We start from the raw sequence: 13,611 nt of genomic DNA, 5'->3' as shown, positions 1-13,611 counted from the left end.
CGTATTTCCGAATTGAACGTTTATCGAATCCAGGATCCAGAAATGGCCATTGTTGAAATCAAAGTCCCCCAGTTTTCAGAGTCCGTTTCCGAAGGCACGCTGCTCGACTGGAAGAAGAAAGTCGGCGAAGCCTTCGCCCAAGATGAAACCGTGATCGAAGTCGAGACCGACAAGGTCGTGCTCGAAGTGCCGGCACCCGCCGCCGGTGTGCTCGTCGAAGTGAGTGCCGCCGCTGGCGACACCGTGACCTCCGAGCAGATCATCGCCAAGATCGACACCGAAGCCAAGGCAGGCGCCGCTGCGCCGGTCGCCGCCAAGCCGGCGGAAGCCGCCGCGCCGGCAGCCGTCGCCACGGCCGCTGCACCCGCCGCCGGTGGGGCTTCGGGTGGCATCGCCAGCCCGGCCGCCGCCAAGGTGCTGGCCGAGAAGAACCTGTCGGCCACCGACGTGGCCGGCTCGGGCCGTGACGGTCGCGTGACCAAGGGCGACGCCCTGTCGGCCGGTAGCAAGCCGGCAGCAGTCGCTGCGCCGATTCCGGCGCCGGCACCGCGCGCTGCGCTGCCGTCGGTGGCCGCTTCGGTGGGCCGCGACACGTCGCTCGAAGGCCGTCCGGAACAGCGCGTGCCGATGTCGCGCCTGCGCGCTCGCATCGCCGAGCGCCTGCTGCAATCGCAACAGACCAACGCCATTCTGACCACGTTCAACGAGGTCAACATGAAGCCGGTGATGGATCTGCGCAACAAGTACAAGGACAAGTTCGAGAAGGAACACGGCGTGAAGCTGGGCTTCATGTCGTTCTTCGTGAAGGCTGCTGTCCACGCCCTCAAGAAGTACCCGGCCGTCAACGCCTCGATCGACGGTAACGACATCGTCTACCACGGCTACTTCGATATCGGTATCGCCGTCGGTTCGCCGCGCGGTCTGGTCGTGCCGATCCTGCGCAATGCCGACCAGATGAGCCTGGCCGACATCGAGAAGAAGATCGCCGAGTATGGCAAGAAGGCTGCCGACGGCAAGCTGTCGATCGAAGAAATGACCGGCGGTACATTCTCGATCTCCAACGGCGGTGTGTTCGGCTCGATGCTGTCGACCCCGATCATCAACCCGCCGCAGTCGGCCATTCTGGGCGTGCACGCCACGAAGGATCGCGCTGTCGTGGAGAACGGCGAGATCGTCATTCGCCCGATGAACTACCTGGCCATGAGCTACGACCACCGCATCATCGACGGCCGAGAAGCCGTGCTGAGCCTCGTCGCCATGAAGGAAGCGCTGGAAGATCCGGCGCGTCTGCTGCTCGACCTGTAAGCGTTAGCGCGCACTGCGCGGTGCCCGGCCATGCATGGCGTGGCCGGCACATTGCGCCTCCCCCTGCCGTCTACCTTCAGTGAGTCACAATCAAAATGGCAAAAGAATTTGATGTAGTCGTTATCGGCGCCGGCCCTGGTGGTTATATTGCCGCCATCCGCGCCGCACAACTCGGTTTCTCGGTCGCTTGCGTCGAGGAGTGGATCAACCCGGCCGGCAAGAAGGTGCTGGGCGGCACTTGCCTGAACGTCGGTTGCATTCCGTCGAAGGCGCTGCTCGCCTCGTCGGAAGAGTTCGAGAAAGTCGGTCATCATCTGGCCGATCACGGTATCACCACGTCGGACGTCAAGATCGACATTGCGACGATGCTCGCGCGCAAGCAGGGCATCGTCGACAAGATGACGGGCGGTATCGAATACCTGTTCAAGAAAAACAAGATCACTTGGCTCCAGGGCCACGGCAAGATCGTCGCCAAGAACGACGGCGGCTATCAGATCGATGTGTCGGGCGCCGCGCCCGAGTCGGTCACCGCCAGGAACGTCATCATCGCCACGGGGTCGAAGGCCCGTCACTTGCCGGGCATACCGGTCGACAACAAGCTCATCTCGGATAACGAAGGGGCGCTCTCGTTCGATACCGTGCCGAAGAAGTTGGGTGTGATCGGCGCTGGCGTGATCGGTCTGGAGCTGGGTTCGGTGTGGCGCCGTCTGGGTGCCGAAGTCACCGTGCTCGAAGCCATGTCCGAATTCCTGGGTGCCGCCGATGCCGGCGTCGCCAAGGAAGCGGCCAAGCAATTCAAGAAGCAGGGCCTGGACATCAATGTCGGCGTGAAGGTCACTGACGTGAAGACCGGCAAGAACAACGTCACGATCAACTATACGGACAAGGACGGCAACGCCAAGACGCTCGACGTCGACCGCCTGATCGTGTCGGTCGGCCGCGTGCCGAACACCGACGAACTGGGCCTGAACAACATCGGTCTGGCGACCGACGAGCGCGGCTTCATTCCGGTGGACGACCACTGCCGCACCAAGCTGCCGAACGTGTACGCAATCGGTGACGTGGTGCGTGGCCCGATGCTCGCCCACAAGGCGGAAGACGAAGGCGTGCTGGTGGCCGAAGTCATTGCGGGACAAAAGCCGCACATCGACTACAACTGCATTCCGTGGGTCATCTACACGTCGCCCGAGATCGCCTGGGTCGGCAAGACCGAGCAGCAGTTGAAGGCGGAAGGCCGTGCGTTCAAGCCGGGGCAATTCCCGTTCGCGGCGAACGGCCGTGCGCTGGGCATGGGGTCGTCGGATGGCTTCGTGAAGGTGTTGGCCGATGCCACGACCGACGAAATCCTCGGCGTGCACGTGATCGGTCTGAACGCCTCCGATCTGATCGCCGAAGCCGTGGTGGCGATGGAGTTCAAGGCCGCGTCGGAAGACATCGGCCGTATCTGCCATCCGCACCCGTCGTTGTCGGAAGTGATGCGCGAAGCCGCCCTCGATGTCGAGAAGCGCGCGCTGAACAAGTAAGCTGCTTTTCGCTGACGCGTACGAACAAAGGCGAGGCGACTCGCCTTTGTTTTTTCCCGATTCCATCTGCCCCCCGGCCGGTCGCCGCACCGCATGAACGTTCGCGAATACTACCAACAGGAACTGGCCGCGCGCGGCTACGAGCCCGACGAGGCGCAGGAGCGCGCGGTCGAGCGTTTGCAACAGTGCTACGACGAATGGGCGGCATACAAGGCCAAGCGTTCGAACACGCTCAAGAAGTGGCTGGTGCGCCCTGATCTGCCCAAGGGGGTCTATCTCTGGGGCGGGGTGGGCCGGGGCAAGAGCTTCCTGATGGACAGCTTCTACTCGGTGGTGCCGCTACAGCGTAAAACGCGCTTGCACTTCCATGAGTTCATGCGCGAGGTGCATCACCAGTTGCAGGCGCTCAAGGGGTTGCCCGATCCGCTTGACGAACTGGCCAAGCGCATCGCCAGGCGGTATCGGCTGATCTGCTTCGACGAATTCCACGTCTCCGATGTGGCCGATGCGATGATTCTGCATCGGCTGCTGTCCGAGTTGTTCAAGAACGGTGTGCAGTTCGTGATGACGTCGAACTACCGTCCCGATACGCTATACCCGGACGGCTTGCATCGTGACCGTGTCCTGCCCGCCATCCGGCTGCTCGAAGAACAGCTCGACGTGCTCAACGTCGACGCCGGCATCGACTATCGTCGGCGCACGATGGCGCAGGTGCAGGTTTATCATTACCCCCTGGGGAACGAAGCGAATCGCGCATTGCGCTCGGCGTTTGCCGAGATCGCCGGTGTGCCCGACGAGAGTCCGCTGTTGCATATCGAGCAGCGTGAGCTCAAGGCGTTGCGTCGTGCCGGTGGCGTGGTGTGGTTCGATTTCCGCACGCTGTGCGGCGGCCCGCGCTCGCAGAACGACTATCTGGAATTGGCCAACCGTTTCCATACCGTCGTGTTGTCGGACGTGCCGAAAATGACGCCGCGCATGGCCTCGGAAGCGCGCCGTTTCACATGGCTCGTCGACGTCTTCTACGACCACAAGGTCAAGCTGTTGATGTCCGCCGAAGTACCGCCCGAGGGGTTGTACACGGAAGGCACGCTGGCCAACGAGTTTGCGCGCACGGTGTCCCGTCTCGTGGAGATGCAGTCGCGCGAGTATCTGGAAGCCCCGCGTCGCGTGGTGGATACTTCGCTGACCTGAGTGTGCAGCACGCTGATCCCGGCGCTTCAACTATCGTTCGCTCAGCGGTTCGCTCAGCGCGTGTGTGCGCCGCGATCGCGCTGGCGCGGGTCGGAGGCAGGTGGTGACGCTGGCGGTCGGCGCTGCTCGCGGAGATGGTTGTAGATGTCGCCGCGCAGGTCGCCCTGCGGCCGCACTTCTTGCGGTTGCGGCTGGGGTTGCTGCGGCCGTGCCGAGCCGGGCTGCGCGCCGCCCTGGCGATCGCCGCGTCCGCCCGGACGTTCGGCGCCTTGCGCAAACCAGCCGTGAAAAAAGCGGCTGCTCGACGGCGGTTGGGCCGCTGCACCCAACGAAGCGCCGGCCAGCATGATGCAACACATTATCCGGACAAGTCGGACGTGACGCATGGTGCCACCTCCTTGTCGGTTGAACTGCCGCGTGCCGTGCATGTCGTGCCCGGCGGGATCGGCGGACGACGGAGCGTGTCGCGGAATTGCGGCTACGCTTTGAGAGTACGAGGGTGACGGGCCGCGTGCTGTAATGATTTGTAAAGCAATGTAAGCCGGCAGGCGTGCATTGCGATACGTCGCCTACCATGCCTTGTTTGATCGACGGAGTTTTGCAATGCGTAAGGTGTCAATTGCCGCGATTTCCATGGGGACGCTGGTTGTCGTGCTGGGTCTGCTCTTCGGCACGCCGTATTACACGTTGTGGCGCGCGCGCGATGCCGCCAACGCGCGCGACGCCAATGCGCTCTCGTCGTATGTCGATTATCCGGCCGTACGCGAAAGCCTGAAAACGAGTCTTCACGACCAACTCGCACGTCAGATGGATAAGCAGCGGGGCAACGCCTTCGGGGCGCTGGCGCTCGCGCTGGGCGGCTGGGTGTCCGATCGTGTCGTCGAAGCGTTGCTGACGCCGGAAGCCGTGGCTGCCATGCTGCGCGGCGACAGCACCGGACTGCCGCCTGTGCCGGGCGCACCGGCGCCGCGCGATTCGGTGCCTCAGCCGCCGCAGGTCGACGGCAACACGCCGACGGCCCCAGCAGCGCCTCCGGCAGCGGCTGCGTCCTCGGGCAGTGGCGAGTCGCTCGCACCGGACAATGCGCGTGCGCGCACCACCACGCGCACCGAGTTTCAAGACTTCAGCCATTTTCTCGTGCACGTCTCGCGCAGCGATCGTCCGGCGCGCGTGGTGACGTTCACGCTGACACGACGCAATCTCGTGCAGTGGCGTCTGACCGCGATTGCCTTGCCACCGCTTTAATTAATCGTCGACATCGTTCTTGCATTGGGTACGAAGACACACTGGCGTGCGATGCTGAGTGCAGCGTCATGGCGGCGATTGTGCGTCGCAGGCGTCTTGTCGGCCAGCACCATTGTCGCGACCGCCGCCGCGGCTGCGGCCGGGGACGTGCCGACGCCCGTCGGCGTCTGGCGCATCGTCGACGACAGCGGCGATTCGAAAGCGCTCATCACCATCACCGAGAACGACGGCGAATACGTGGGATCGCTGACCAAGAGCCTGGGCAGGCGCGACGCGCTCGAGCGTCGCTGTACCCAATGCAGCGATGGGCGCAAAGGCAGGAAGCTCCAGGGGCTGGAGATCATTCGCGGCTTGCGCCGCGACGCGCAGCGCGACGAGTACACCGGCGGAAAGATTCTCGATCCGGAAAGCGGGATCGAATACGGCTGCAACGTGAAGGTTGTCGATGGCGGCAAGAAGCTCGAAGTGCGAGGCTACTTCGGCATTTCGTTGCTGGGTCGTACGCAGACCTGGATACGCGAGAACCCTAGCGCCGCTTCCCCATGATTCCCCGCGCTTCCCTGCGCTTCCCGGCGATGTTGTCGACGCCTGACACCGGCGGAGGATCGCCTTTGGGCTAGAGGACTTCCTCAGCACGGCGTAACGCCTTTGGCGTAATCTTCAAAGCGACTCACGCGCGTGGCGGAGCTTCGGTGACGTCCATCGTGAGTCCTACGACAATCAATTCCGTATCCGGGAGGATGACAATCATGAAGCAGATTTCGAACGCGACGTCGTGGCGGCGTCTGGGCGCACATGCGCTCGTCGCAGTGGCGTTGCTGGGCGGTGTAGCCAAGGCGGCGATTGCCGCCGACAACCTGTCGCCGGTCGGTGTCTGGAAGACCATCGACGACAAGACCGGCAAGCCGAAGGCACTCGTGACGATTTCGGAGCAAGACGGTCAATACATCGGCACGATCACCAAGGGCCTAGGCGAAAACGACGATCCGGAGCGCGTCTGCACAGCTTGCACGGACGCACGCAAGGGCCAGAAGATGCTGGGCATGCAGATCATTCACGGCGTGCGCAAGGACGGCGACGTGTACGACGGCGGCAGGATTCTCGATCCGGAGAACGGCATGGAGTACAGCTGCAAAATGAAGGTGGTCGACGGCGGCAAGAAGCTCGACGTTCGCGGCTTCCTCGGGATTTCGCTGCTCGGCCGCACGCAGACCTGGATTCGCGAGCAGTAAGCCGTTTAGGCACGGCATGGCACGCGTTTGCGCGTGCCGTCGGACAAAAGACTCGGACGTGCATTCGTCCGAGTCTTTTGTTTTCATCCGTGCGCTCCCGACGATGCTGCGGCGTGGGCATGCGCGACACACATCAGGCCGACATTTGTGCGATCTGCGGAGCACGACGGATCGTCGGACGATCGACACGGCAACGCCCGGCCAGTGTCGCTTCACTGTCCGGGCGTGACCGTCGTCGTTGGGTGCTACGGCCCCGCAGACGTTCCCCTCTCGCGATCTCTCGGCGACTCGATACCGATGCGTGGCGTCTTACTTGCCCAATCCACTCAGTCCGCTCAGTCCGCCGAGCAGGCCGGTCACCGGTGCGAGCGCACCGCCTGCGCCATTCCCGCTACCCGATCCGGCACTGGCCAGCGTCGTGAGCGGCGCGGTGACGGTGCTCAGAAGCGTCGTGAGGGGTGCCAGCGCACCGCCTGCGCCACCGCCGCTCCCACCCGCCGTATTCGTAATGCCGCTCAACAGGCCGGTCACCGCCCCCAACGGATTGCTACCCGAGGAGCCCGTTGCACTCGTGAGCCCGCCGAGAAGTCCGGTGACGGCGCCCAGCGGGTTGTTGCCGCTCGCTGCGGTAGGTGTCACCGTGGTGTTGCCCACGTTGGCGAGCACGTTACCCAGCGCATTCGCGCCGGTCGCACTGGTGGTGCCCGAGAGTAGGCCGCCTGCACTCGTGACGGTATTGCCCAGTGCCATGAGCGGATTGCCCAGGCTCGCTGCGGCAGCGTTCGGTGCCGAGGCCTTGACCTGCGCACCTGCCGAGCTCAATGCGCCGCCTAGCGTGCCGAGCAGACCCGCCACTGGCGTGCCCAGGCCGGTCGTATTGCCGACGCTCTGCGTGGCTGAGACAACCGTGTTCGTGATCGGTGAGATCGCGGACGAGAGTGCGGACGTTGCCTGGACGACCGGGGCGCTCGTCAGTGCCTGGGTGAGAGCTGCGCCGCCTTGCACACCGCCTTGACCGACGGTGGCGACGGCCGTGCCGAGCACACCGGTCAGCGTGTCGAGCGGCGTGTTCGCGAGCGGGCCGCTCTTGCCGATGCCGGCGATGCCGCTACCGAGCGATACGCCCGCGTTGCCGAGATCGGAAACGACACCGCCGGTACTGGCGAGAGACGTGCCGACCGGGTTGGCGCTGGTGTTGCCGAGTTGGCCGAGTCCGTCGCCCACGCCCTTGCCGAGATCCGTGACCGCGTTGCCGGTTTGCGTGAGCGCGCCGCCGAAACCTTGCGTGGCTTGCGGGGACACACCCGGAATCGTTGTGCTCGCGACTTGATTGCCCAGGGCGCTCACCACCGAGCCGACCGAACTGACGACGCCGGTGCTGCTGGTGGTCGGATTCGTGGGCGGGGTCGGCCCGTTCGGATTCGTTGGGTTGGTGGGGTTCGTCGGTGTGTTGGCAGTGGCACCGCTGCCGCCGCCATCGCTGGAACACCCGGTGACACCGACGACGCCCGCCACCAGCACGGCGAGCATTGTGGGACGCAGAATCTTCGACATGACGTTTCTCCTCGTTGGGGCAGCCGTCGCGTGCGCTCAGACCTTGGTGCGGCTTTGGGAAACCAGGCCCGCGATGTCTTGATCGGCCTCGAAGCGAAGGCGGAAAGTCTCGCTCTTGAGGGTCCGAATGCTCTGCACCAGAAAGTCGTGAATGGCGGCGAGTTCGCTGTGATCGTATGCGGCGCTGACTGCCGTGAGTTCGCGCGAGACCGACGACAGGAACTGTTCGATCTGCGCGCAGCGCTCTTCGATGGGATGAATCATCACCATGCGGCGATCGTGGGGGTTCTTCTCCCGTTCGACGAAGCCCGCGCGCTCGAGCCGGTCGATGACCGTGGTGATGCCACCGGAGCTGACCCCCATGAGTTCGGCGAGTTGGCCTGCGGTAATCGATTCCAGTTCGAGGATCAGATCGAGTGCGTTCAAATCGGTGACGTTCAGACCGAGCTGTTCGGCGAGCGCCGAGTGATAGAGCGCGGTGTACACGGCGAGCCGGCGTCCGAGCGAGCGGACGATGCCGGCGACGAGATCGTTACGGTTCGTATGTCGGTCGCTCATGGTGCCGTGCGTTGCGTTGAGCGGGGAGGCCGTCGGCGTCGCCCCGGAGGGGGCACCGGTATCGGTGCCGTACGTGTTATCGCTGTGGCCGTTGGCGAAACCGTTGCCGGTCTCGCGCATGGCCACGGGTTCGGAAACTTGCGGGGCGGATTCGCCACGACCGCGCATCAGAACGCCGGTGTCGGAAATGAAGCGGGCCATGGCATCTCCTTATCGATGAATCGAGTCGTGTACGCGCGATGTGCGCGACACGACACTGGGCTGACAATTACTTGCCGACGCTGGCCAGGCTGCCGAGCAGGTTGGTCACCGGCGTGAGCAGACCCGTGAGACCGCTCGTGGCGCCGCCCGAACTACCGCCGGCCGCGCTCGTGACACCCGAGAGCAGGTTCGTGACCGGCGCGAGCGGGCTGCTGCTGCCACCCGACGTGGCGCCGCTCAGACCTCCCAACAGGCCCGTGACCGGTGCGAGCGGGCTGCTGCCACCCGAGCCGCCGAGTCCGCCGAGTCCGCCAAGCAGGCCGGTGACCGAGCCGAGCGGGTTCGACGACCCGCCGGCTGCCGTCGTGCCGAGGTTACCCAGCAGCGAGCCGATCGGATTGGCCGAGCCAGAGGAAGTGCTGCCGTTCAGGAGCGAACCGGCATCGGTAACCGTGTTGCCCGTGGCAATCACCGTGTTACCCAGCGCCGTCACGACCGGATTCGACGAGGTCCCCTGCATCGTCTTGCCGACCGTGCCGACCGCGTTGCCGATCGTTCCCAGCAGACCTTGCAGCGGGCCGCCCAAGCCGGTCGTCGTGCCGACCGTGCGGGTGGTGTCGGACACCACGTTGGTGATCGGCGTAATGGCCGACGAGAGCGCGGTGGTGGCCTGAACGACCGGGCCGCCCGTGAAGGCCTGCTTCAGGATGGCGCCGCCGGCAATGCCGCCTTGGCCGACCGTGGCGACCACGTTGCCCAGCGCGCCGGTCAACGTATCGACCGGGGTGCCGGCGAGCGGGCCGCTCTTGCCGATGCCTGCGATGCCGCTGCCCAGCGAGACACCTGCGTGGCCCAGATCCGTCACCACGTTGCCCGTACTGGCGAGCGTGGTGCCGACCGGGTCGCTCGAGGCGCCGACTTGCCCCAGGCCGCTGCTCACGCCATTGCCGAGATCGGTGACGGCGTTACCGGTCTGCGTGAGCGCGCCGCCGAAGCCTTGCGACGCTTGTGACGACACGAGCGGCAGTTGGGTGTTGGCGACCTGATCGCCCAGTGCGCTGACGACGTTGCCCGCAGAGCTCACGATCCCGCCTGCGCCGGTGGCCGTCGTGCCGACGCCATTCGGGGCACTCGACGTGCCGGGCGCAGCGCCACTGCCGCCGCCGCCGCTGGAGCAACCCGTGAGGGCGATGAGGCCGATGGCGGCCGAAGCGAGGAGGGTGCGTTGAAGTGCGTTGGACATGATGTGTATCTCCCTTGATCGTTCTTGATCGTTCTGAATGTGTGCCGGCGAAGCGCCGCGCGGCGATGTCGTTACTTCCATTTGAGGAACCGGGGCCGCTCGCTGTGGTGCCGGTGCGCACCGTCAGCGTGGGGCGTGAGCCGGACCCGGGTCAGCCCGTCCCGATGCGTGAGCCTTGGGGCAAGGGCCGGGTCGCGGCGATCACAGGTGGGCGGAGGAATCGCGCGGGTCATGATCGATCTGCCTTTGGTTGACGTCGTCGATGCAGGGGGGGCCGGTTACTTCTTCGCACCGAGCAGCCCGCCCAGCAGGCTGGTCACCGGAGCGAGCGGACCGCTGGTGCTGCTTCCCGAGCCCGTAGCACCGCCGACGGCACCCGTCACGGAACTCAGCAGTGTGGTGACCGGCGCGAGTGCGCCGCCCGCCGTCGAACCGCCCGCTGCCCCGCCGAGCGCACCGGTCAGACCGGAGACGAGGTTGGTGACCGGGGCAAGCGGATTGCTGCCCGAAGCGCCGCCAGCGGCGCCGCCGAGGGCACCCGTCAGACCGGAGACGAGGTTGGTGACCGGAGCGAGCGGATTGCTGCCCGAAGCGCCACCGGTGGCGCCGCCGAGGGCGCCCGTCAGACCGGAGACGAGGCTGGTGACCGGAGCGAGCGGATTGCTGCCCGAAGCGCCGCCGGTGGCGCCGCCGAGGGCGCCCGTCAGGCCGGAGACGAGGTTGGTGACGGGGGCAAGCGGATTGCTGCCCGAAGCGCCGCCAGTGGCGCCGCCGAGGGTACCCGTCAGGCCGGAGACGAGGCTGGTGATCGGCGCGAGCGGGCCCGAGCCGGCACCGCCACCGAGGCCGCCGGTGAGTCCACCAAGGACCGAGGTAAGCGGGGCGAGCGGATTGGTGCTCGTCGGGGTGCCATGGACCGCGCCGCCAAGGCTGGCCACCGTGTTACCGACGCCTGCCACGATGCCACCGACGTCATTCGCTACCGGGTTGTTGATCTGGCCGCCGATCTTGGTGCCGATGCCGGCCAGACCGCCGCCGATTTGGGCCAGCAGGCCGGCGAGCGGCGTACCGAGGCCCGTCGTGTTGCCCACCGTTTGCGTGGTGTCCGTCACGACGTTCGTGATCGGGGTGATCGCCGACGACAGCGAGGCGGTCAGTTGTTGGACGGGACCGCTCGTGATGGTTTGTGTCAGACCGCCACCGAGCGCTTGACCGGCCTTGCCTACCGAAGTCACAACGCCGCCGAGCAGCGTAGTGACACCGTTGACCGGCGTATTGGCGAGCGGACCGGTCTGGCCGAGGCCGGCAACGGCGCTCCCCAGTTGCGTGCCTGCCGTGCCGAGGTCGGTGACGGCGCCGCCTACGCTCGCGAGGGTCGGATTGAGCGGATCGCTCACCGAGCCGAGTTTGCCGAGACCGTTCGTAAGGCCGTTGCCGAGGGTCTGCACGGCATTGCCGGTGGAGACGGCGGCGCCGGCCAGACCGCTTTGCGTTTGCGAACTGACCAGCGGCAGTTGCGTGCCGGCGAGCGTGGTGCCGAGATCGCTGACGGTCTTGCCGACCTGCGTCACGATGCCCGTGCTGGCGGTGGCGGTCACGGTGCCGATCGGGTTGGTCGCGGCACTGCTGCCGGAGCCGCCATTCCCGCCGCCGCCATTGTCGCCCCCGCCGCCGCTTCCGTTGCTGCCGGAGCCCGAACCGTCGGAGACCGTACCGGTGCCCGTGCCGCCGCCACCACCGGTCCCGGCGCTGGTGCCACTGGTGCCACTGGTGCCGCTGTCGCCGAGCGAGCCGCTGGTGCCGCCCGAGCCGGAGCTGGCGCAGCCGGTCATCGTGATGATGGCGAGCAGGCAGGCGGAAGCGAGAAGGTTGCGTTGGATATTTTTCATGATGGTGTCCTCTGGTCTGTAGTGGTGTTCAAGCGGGCAGTTCTTGCGCTGCCAGCCGGGCGTTCATGCGTTGAGCGATGAGTGCGAACAGGAGCGCGTTCACGACGGCGCTATCGGGGCCCGTCATCGCGTGGGCCGAGTTCGTATTGCTGGCGCTGCCGGTGTGGGTTGCATCGGCCGGTGTGGCGGTGGCGCGTACGCCACCGCCTTCTGCACCGCCCCTCCCTGGGCTTTCGCCTCTACGATCGTTCTCGGCAACAGCACTGCGCTGTACTGCCGTGATGCGTTGTTGCCCGGCCGGGATGGCTGCGGTGCGTTGCATCATTTGTTTGGTATTGCCAATGATCATGGTGTCCCCCGGTGATCGTTAGCGTTGCGATGCAGGGATATGCGCAAGACCCATGCCAAGCGTTAAGCCAGGGATTGAATAAACCCTCTAGTTTTTCCTGTGACGGGCTGAAAAGCCTGTATTTACTTGCGTTTAGGAAAACAAGAATCTTTGTGATCGAGAGATCGAGAATTGAAAAGCGGGGTGTGAGCGAGGGTTAACGCCATCGAGAAACCGCGAAAATCGAGCGAAATTCCGTTCCCGTTACGGGGTGCGTTACGGGTAACGTTACGTAACGCAATCGCGGAAATGGCACGTCGAAATCGGTGGATATGACGACGTGTGAGCGATCCGGAAAATGCCCGATTGGCAGCCATGCCGTACGCGCCGATATTTCACGCAATGGCGTGTTCGGCTTGGGCGAGCGCGATGTCGCCGCCGGGTGTGGAAATATGAATGAGGACCGGGGCGCCATGCGTGGCGCGAAACGCAAATCGACTTGAAATCGAGGGTGCTGTGGTCCTGCGGCGCAGGCGAGCTGGACTTGGTCTTATGGCCGATGGTGTGCGGCCGATCGTCTAGGCGGGAGGCGACTTGAATGGAGGAATGCGGGGGTCGTCGGCCTGAACGAGATCGCGCGAAGTCGCTGAATCGGATGAATCATTCTTTAAGTTGGCGCTGCAGATATTGCGTGAGCGCATGTGGCGCGACGCCAATCATGGTTTTCCCTCGCGGGCGTTCCATTAACTGGTTTTGGAGTATTGTTCGATCAACGGAGGTAACGTTTTCTTACATTCTCCGGGCCGATTGGAAGCAAGGCTCTAGTTTTTATCTTTTAGTTTAAATTAGCATCGAAAACAATAGTACGCCGCCGCATACGCCGTACCCATCGGCATAGAAATGTAGGCGTACAAGGTAAAAGAGGTTCGTCAGCCTGACGGCGCAACGAACCCGAGGCCGAAGTCAAGAGTTGATCTGCGATATGGCGCGCGTGCGTCGGCGGCCGAGAGGCCGACGATGTCCCGCTGTATGCCAATGGGCGCTTGGCGCTTTTTTGAGGGAGGGTGATATGAAACTCGGCAATCGTATTCGACTGTTCGCTCGCGACGAGCGCGGTGTAACTGCTTTGGAGTACGGCATTCTTGCCGCTATCGTGGCCGTGGTGATCGGCGGCACTGTCTATGGGAGCCTCACGAGTGCGTTCACTCAGGTCTTCTCGAAGATCACTTCGGCGGTGACCGCAGCGGGCTCCTCATCGGGTTCCTGACCCACGGTAGCGCGCGCCCTGCGACGTCAGTCGGAAGTTCTGCGCGTTCGCGCCTGACGATCGACATCCGTGGAC

Annotated in this window: 13 protein-coding genes; 7 read left to right on the top strand and 6 right to left on the bottom strand. The window is 64.7% G+C overall.

Annotated features, from left to right (window positions below):
* Positions 1-42: 42 nt before the first annotated feature.
* The 3 genes from odhB (at position 43) to zapE (ending at position 4,019) form a co-directional block, all read left to right on the top strand.
* Complete coding sequence (gene odhB / locus ACE3UG_RS08385; RefSeq protein ID WP_374622224.1) at positions 43-1,305, top strand: 2-oxoglutarate dehydrogenase complex dihydrolipoyllysine-residue succinyltransferase; 1,263 nt, start codon at positions 43-45, stop codon at positions 1,303-1,305.
* 95 nt (positions 1,306-1,400) lie between these two features.
* Complete coding sequence (gene lpdA, locus ACE3UG_RS08380) at positions 1,401-2,828, top strand: dihydrolipoyl dehydrogenase (RefSeq protein ID WP_374622221.1); 1,428 nt, start codon at positions 1,401-1,403, stop codon at positions 2,826-2,828.
* 93 nt (positions 2,829-2,921) lie between these two features.
* On the top strand, positions 2,922-4,019 hold the full coding sequence (gene zapE, locus ACE3UG_RS08375) for a cell division protein ZapE (RefSeq protein WP_374622218.1): 1,098 nt from the start codon (positions 2,922-2,924) through the stop codon (positions 4,017-4,019).
* 53 nt (positions 4,020-4,072) lie between these two features.
* Here the strand turns inward: zapE and ACE3UG_RS08370 are convergent, their stop codons facing one another.
* Positions 4,073-4,366 carry a hypothetical protein gene (locus ACE3UG_RS08370; RefSeq protein ID WP_374622216.1) on the bottom strand — a complete coding sequence of 98 codons (294 nt, stop codon included), beginning with the start codon at positions 4,364-4,366 and terminating at the stop codon, positions 4,073-4,075.
* 256 nt (positions 4,367-4,622) lie between these two features.
* Between ACE3UG_RS08370 and ACE3UG_RS08365 the strand changes: the two genes are divergently transcribed.
* The 3 genes from ACE3UG_RS08365 (at position 4,623) to ACE3UG_RS08355 (ending at position 6,496) form a co-directional block, all read left to right on the top strand.
* Positions 4,623-5,264: a DUF2939 domain-containing protein gene (locus ACE3UG_RS08365; protein ID WP_374622213.1), complete on the top strand. Its 642-nt coding sequence runs from the start codon at positions 4,623-4,625 to the stop codon at positions 5,262-5,264.
* Between the two features lie 96 nt (positions 5,265-5,360).
* Positions 5,361-5,810, top strand: coding sequence for a DUF2147 domain-containing protein (locus ACE3UG_RS08360; protein WP_374622210.1), 450 nt, complete (start codon positions 5,361-5,363; stop codon positions 5,808-5,810).
* Between the two features lie 203 nt (positions 5,811-6,013).
* Positions 6,014-6,496, top strand: a complete 483-nt coding sequence (locus ACE3UG_RS08355) for a DUF2147 domain-containing protein (RefSeq protein WP_374622207.1) — start codon at positions 6,014-6,016, stop codon at positions 6,494-6,496.
* Positions 6,497-6,805: 309 nt separating this feature from the next.
* Here the strand turns inward: ACE3UG_RS08355 and ACE3UG_RS08350 are convergent, their stop codons facing one another.
* The 5 genes from ACE3UG_RS08350 to ACE3UG_RS08330 form a co-directional block, all read right to left on the bottom strand.
* Positions 6,806-8,050: a collagen-like triple helix repeat-containing protein gene (locus ACE3UG_RS08350; protein ID WP_374622204.1), complete on the bottom strand. Its 1,245-nt coding sequence runs from the start codon at positions 8,048-8,050 to the stop codon at positions 6,806-6,808.
* A gap of 36 nt (positions 8,051-8,086) precedes the next feature.
* On the bottom strand, positions 8,087-8,809 hold the full coding sequence (locus ACE3UG_RS08345; protein WP_374622202.1) for a MarR family winged helix-turn-helix transcriptional regulator: 723 nt from the start codon (positions 8,807-8,809) through the stop codon (positions 8,087-8,089).
* Between the two features lie 67 nt (positions 8,810-8,876).
* Positions 8,877-10,052 carry a collagen-like triple helix repeat-containing protein gene (locus tag ACE3UG_RS08340; RefSeq protein ID WP_374622199.1) on the bottom strand — a complete coding sequence of 392 codons (1,176 nt, stop codon included), beginning with the start codon at positions 10,050-10,052 and terminating at the stop codon, positions 8,877-8,879.
* A 278-nt stretch (positions 10,053-10,330) separates the two neighbouring features.
* Positions 10,331-11,941 carry a collagen-like triple helix repeat-containing protein gene (locus tag ACE3UG_RS08335; protein WP_374622197.1) on the bottom strand — a complete coding sequence of 537 codons (1,611 nt, stop codon included), beginning with the start codon at positions 11,939-11,941 and terminating at the stop codon, positions 10,331-10,333.
* Positions 11,942-11,969: 28 nt separating this feature from the next.
* Positions 11,970-12,290, bottom strand: coding sequence for a hypothetical protein (locus ACE3UG_RS08330; protein WP_374622194.1), 321 nt, complete (start codon positions 12,288-12,290; stop codon positions 11,970-11,972).
* A gap of 1,048 nt (positions 12,291-13,338) precedes the next feature.
* Between ACE3UG_RS08330 and ACE3UG_RS08325 the strand changes: the two genes are divergently transcribed.
* Positions 13,339-13,536, top strand: coding sequence for a Flp family type IVb pilin (locus ACE3UG_RS08325; protein ID WP_374622192.1), 198 nt, complete (start codon positions 13,339-13,341; stop codon positions 13,534-13,536).
* Positions 13,537-13,611 lie beyond the last annotated feature (75 nt).

It is taken from the genome of Pandoraea sp. (genome assembly GCF_041919235.1).
Classification (GTDB): domain Bacteria; phylum Pseudomonadota; class Gammaproteobacteria; order Burkholderiales; family Burkholderiaceae; genus Pandoraea.
The sequence above is the reverse complement of the archived record's forward strand: the minus strand, read 5'-3'. Positions and strand labels throughout refer to the sequence as shown.

Coding starts and splice junctions, on each gene's coding strand:
- ACE3UG_RS08355 (WP_374622207.1), top strand. CDS start 6,014: ATGAAGCAGATTTCGAACGCGACGTCGTGGCGGCGTCTGGGCGCACAT.
- ACE3UG_RS08345 (WP_374622202.1), bottom strand. CDS start 8,809: ATGGCCCGCTTCATTTCCGACACCGGCGTTCTGATGCGCGGTCGTGGC.
- ACE3UG_RS08340 (WP_374622199.1), bottom strand. CDS start 10,052: ATGTCCAACGCACTTCAACGCACCCTCCTCGCTTCGGCCGCCATCGGC.
- ACE3UG_RS08350 (WP_374622204.1), bottom strand. CDS start 8,050: ATGTCGAAGATTCTGCGTCCCACAATGCTCGCCGTGCTGGTGGCGGGC.
- ACE3UG_RS08330 (WP_374622194.1), bottom strand. CDS start 12,290: ATGATCATTGGCAATACCAAACAAATGATGCAACGCACCGCAGCCATC.
- ACE3UG_RS08370 (WP_374622216.1), bottom strand. CDS start 4,366: ATGCTGGCCGGCGCTTCGTTGGGTGCAGCGGCCCAACCGCCGTCGAGC.
- ACE3UG_RS08365 (WP_374622213.1), top strand. CDS start 4,623: ATGCGTAAGGTGTCAATTGCCGCGATTTCCATGGGGACGCTGGTTGTC.
- zapE (WP_374622218.1), top strand. CDS start 2,922: ATGAACGTTCGCGAATACTACCAACAGGAACTGGCCGCGCGCGGCTAC.
- ACE3UG_RS08325 (WP_374622192.1), top strand. CDS start 13,339: ATGAAACTCGGCAATCGTATTCGACTGTTCGCTCGCGACGAGCGCGGT.
- lpdA (WP_374622221.1), top strand. CDS start 1,401: ATGGCAAAAGAATTTGATGTAGTCGTTATCGGCGCCGGCCCTGGTGGT.
- odhB (WP_374622224.1), top strand. CDS start 43: ATGGCCATTGTTGAAATCAAAGTCCCCCAGTTTTCAGAGTCCGTTTCC.
- ACE3UG_RS08335 (WP_374622197.1), bottom strand. CDS start 11,941: ATGAAAAATATCCAACGCAACCTTCTCGCTTCCGCCTGCCTGCTCGCC.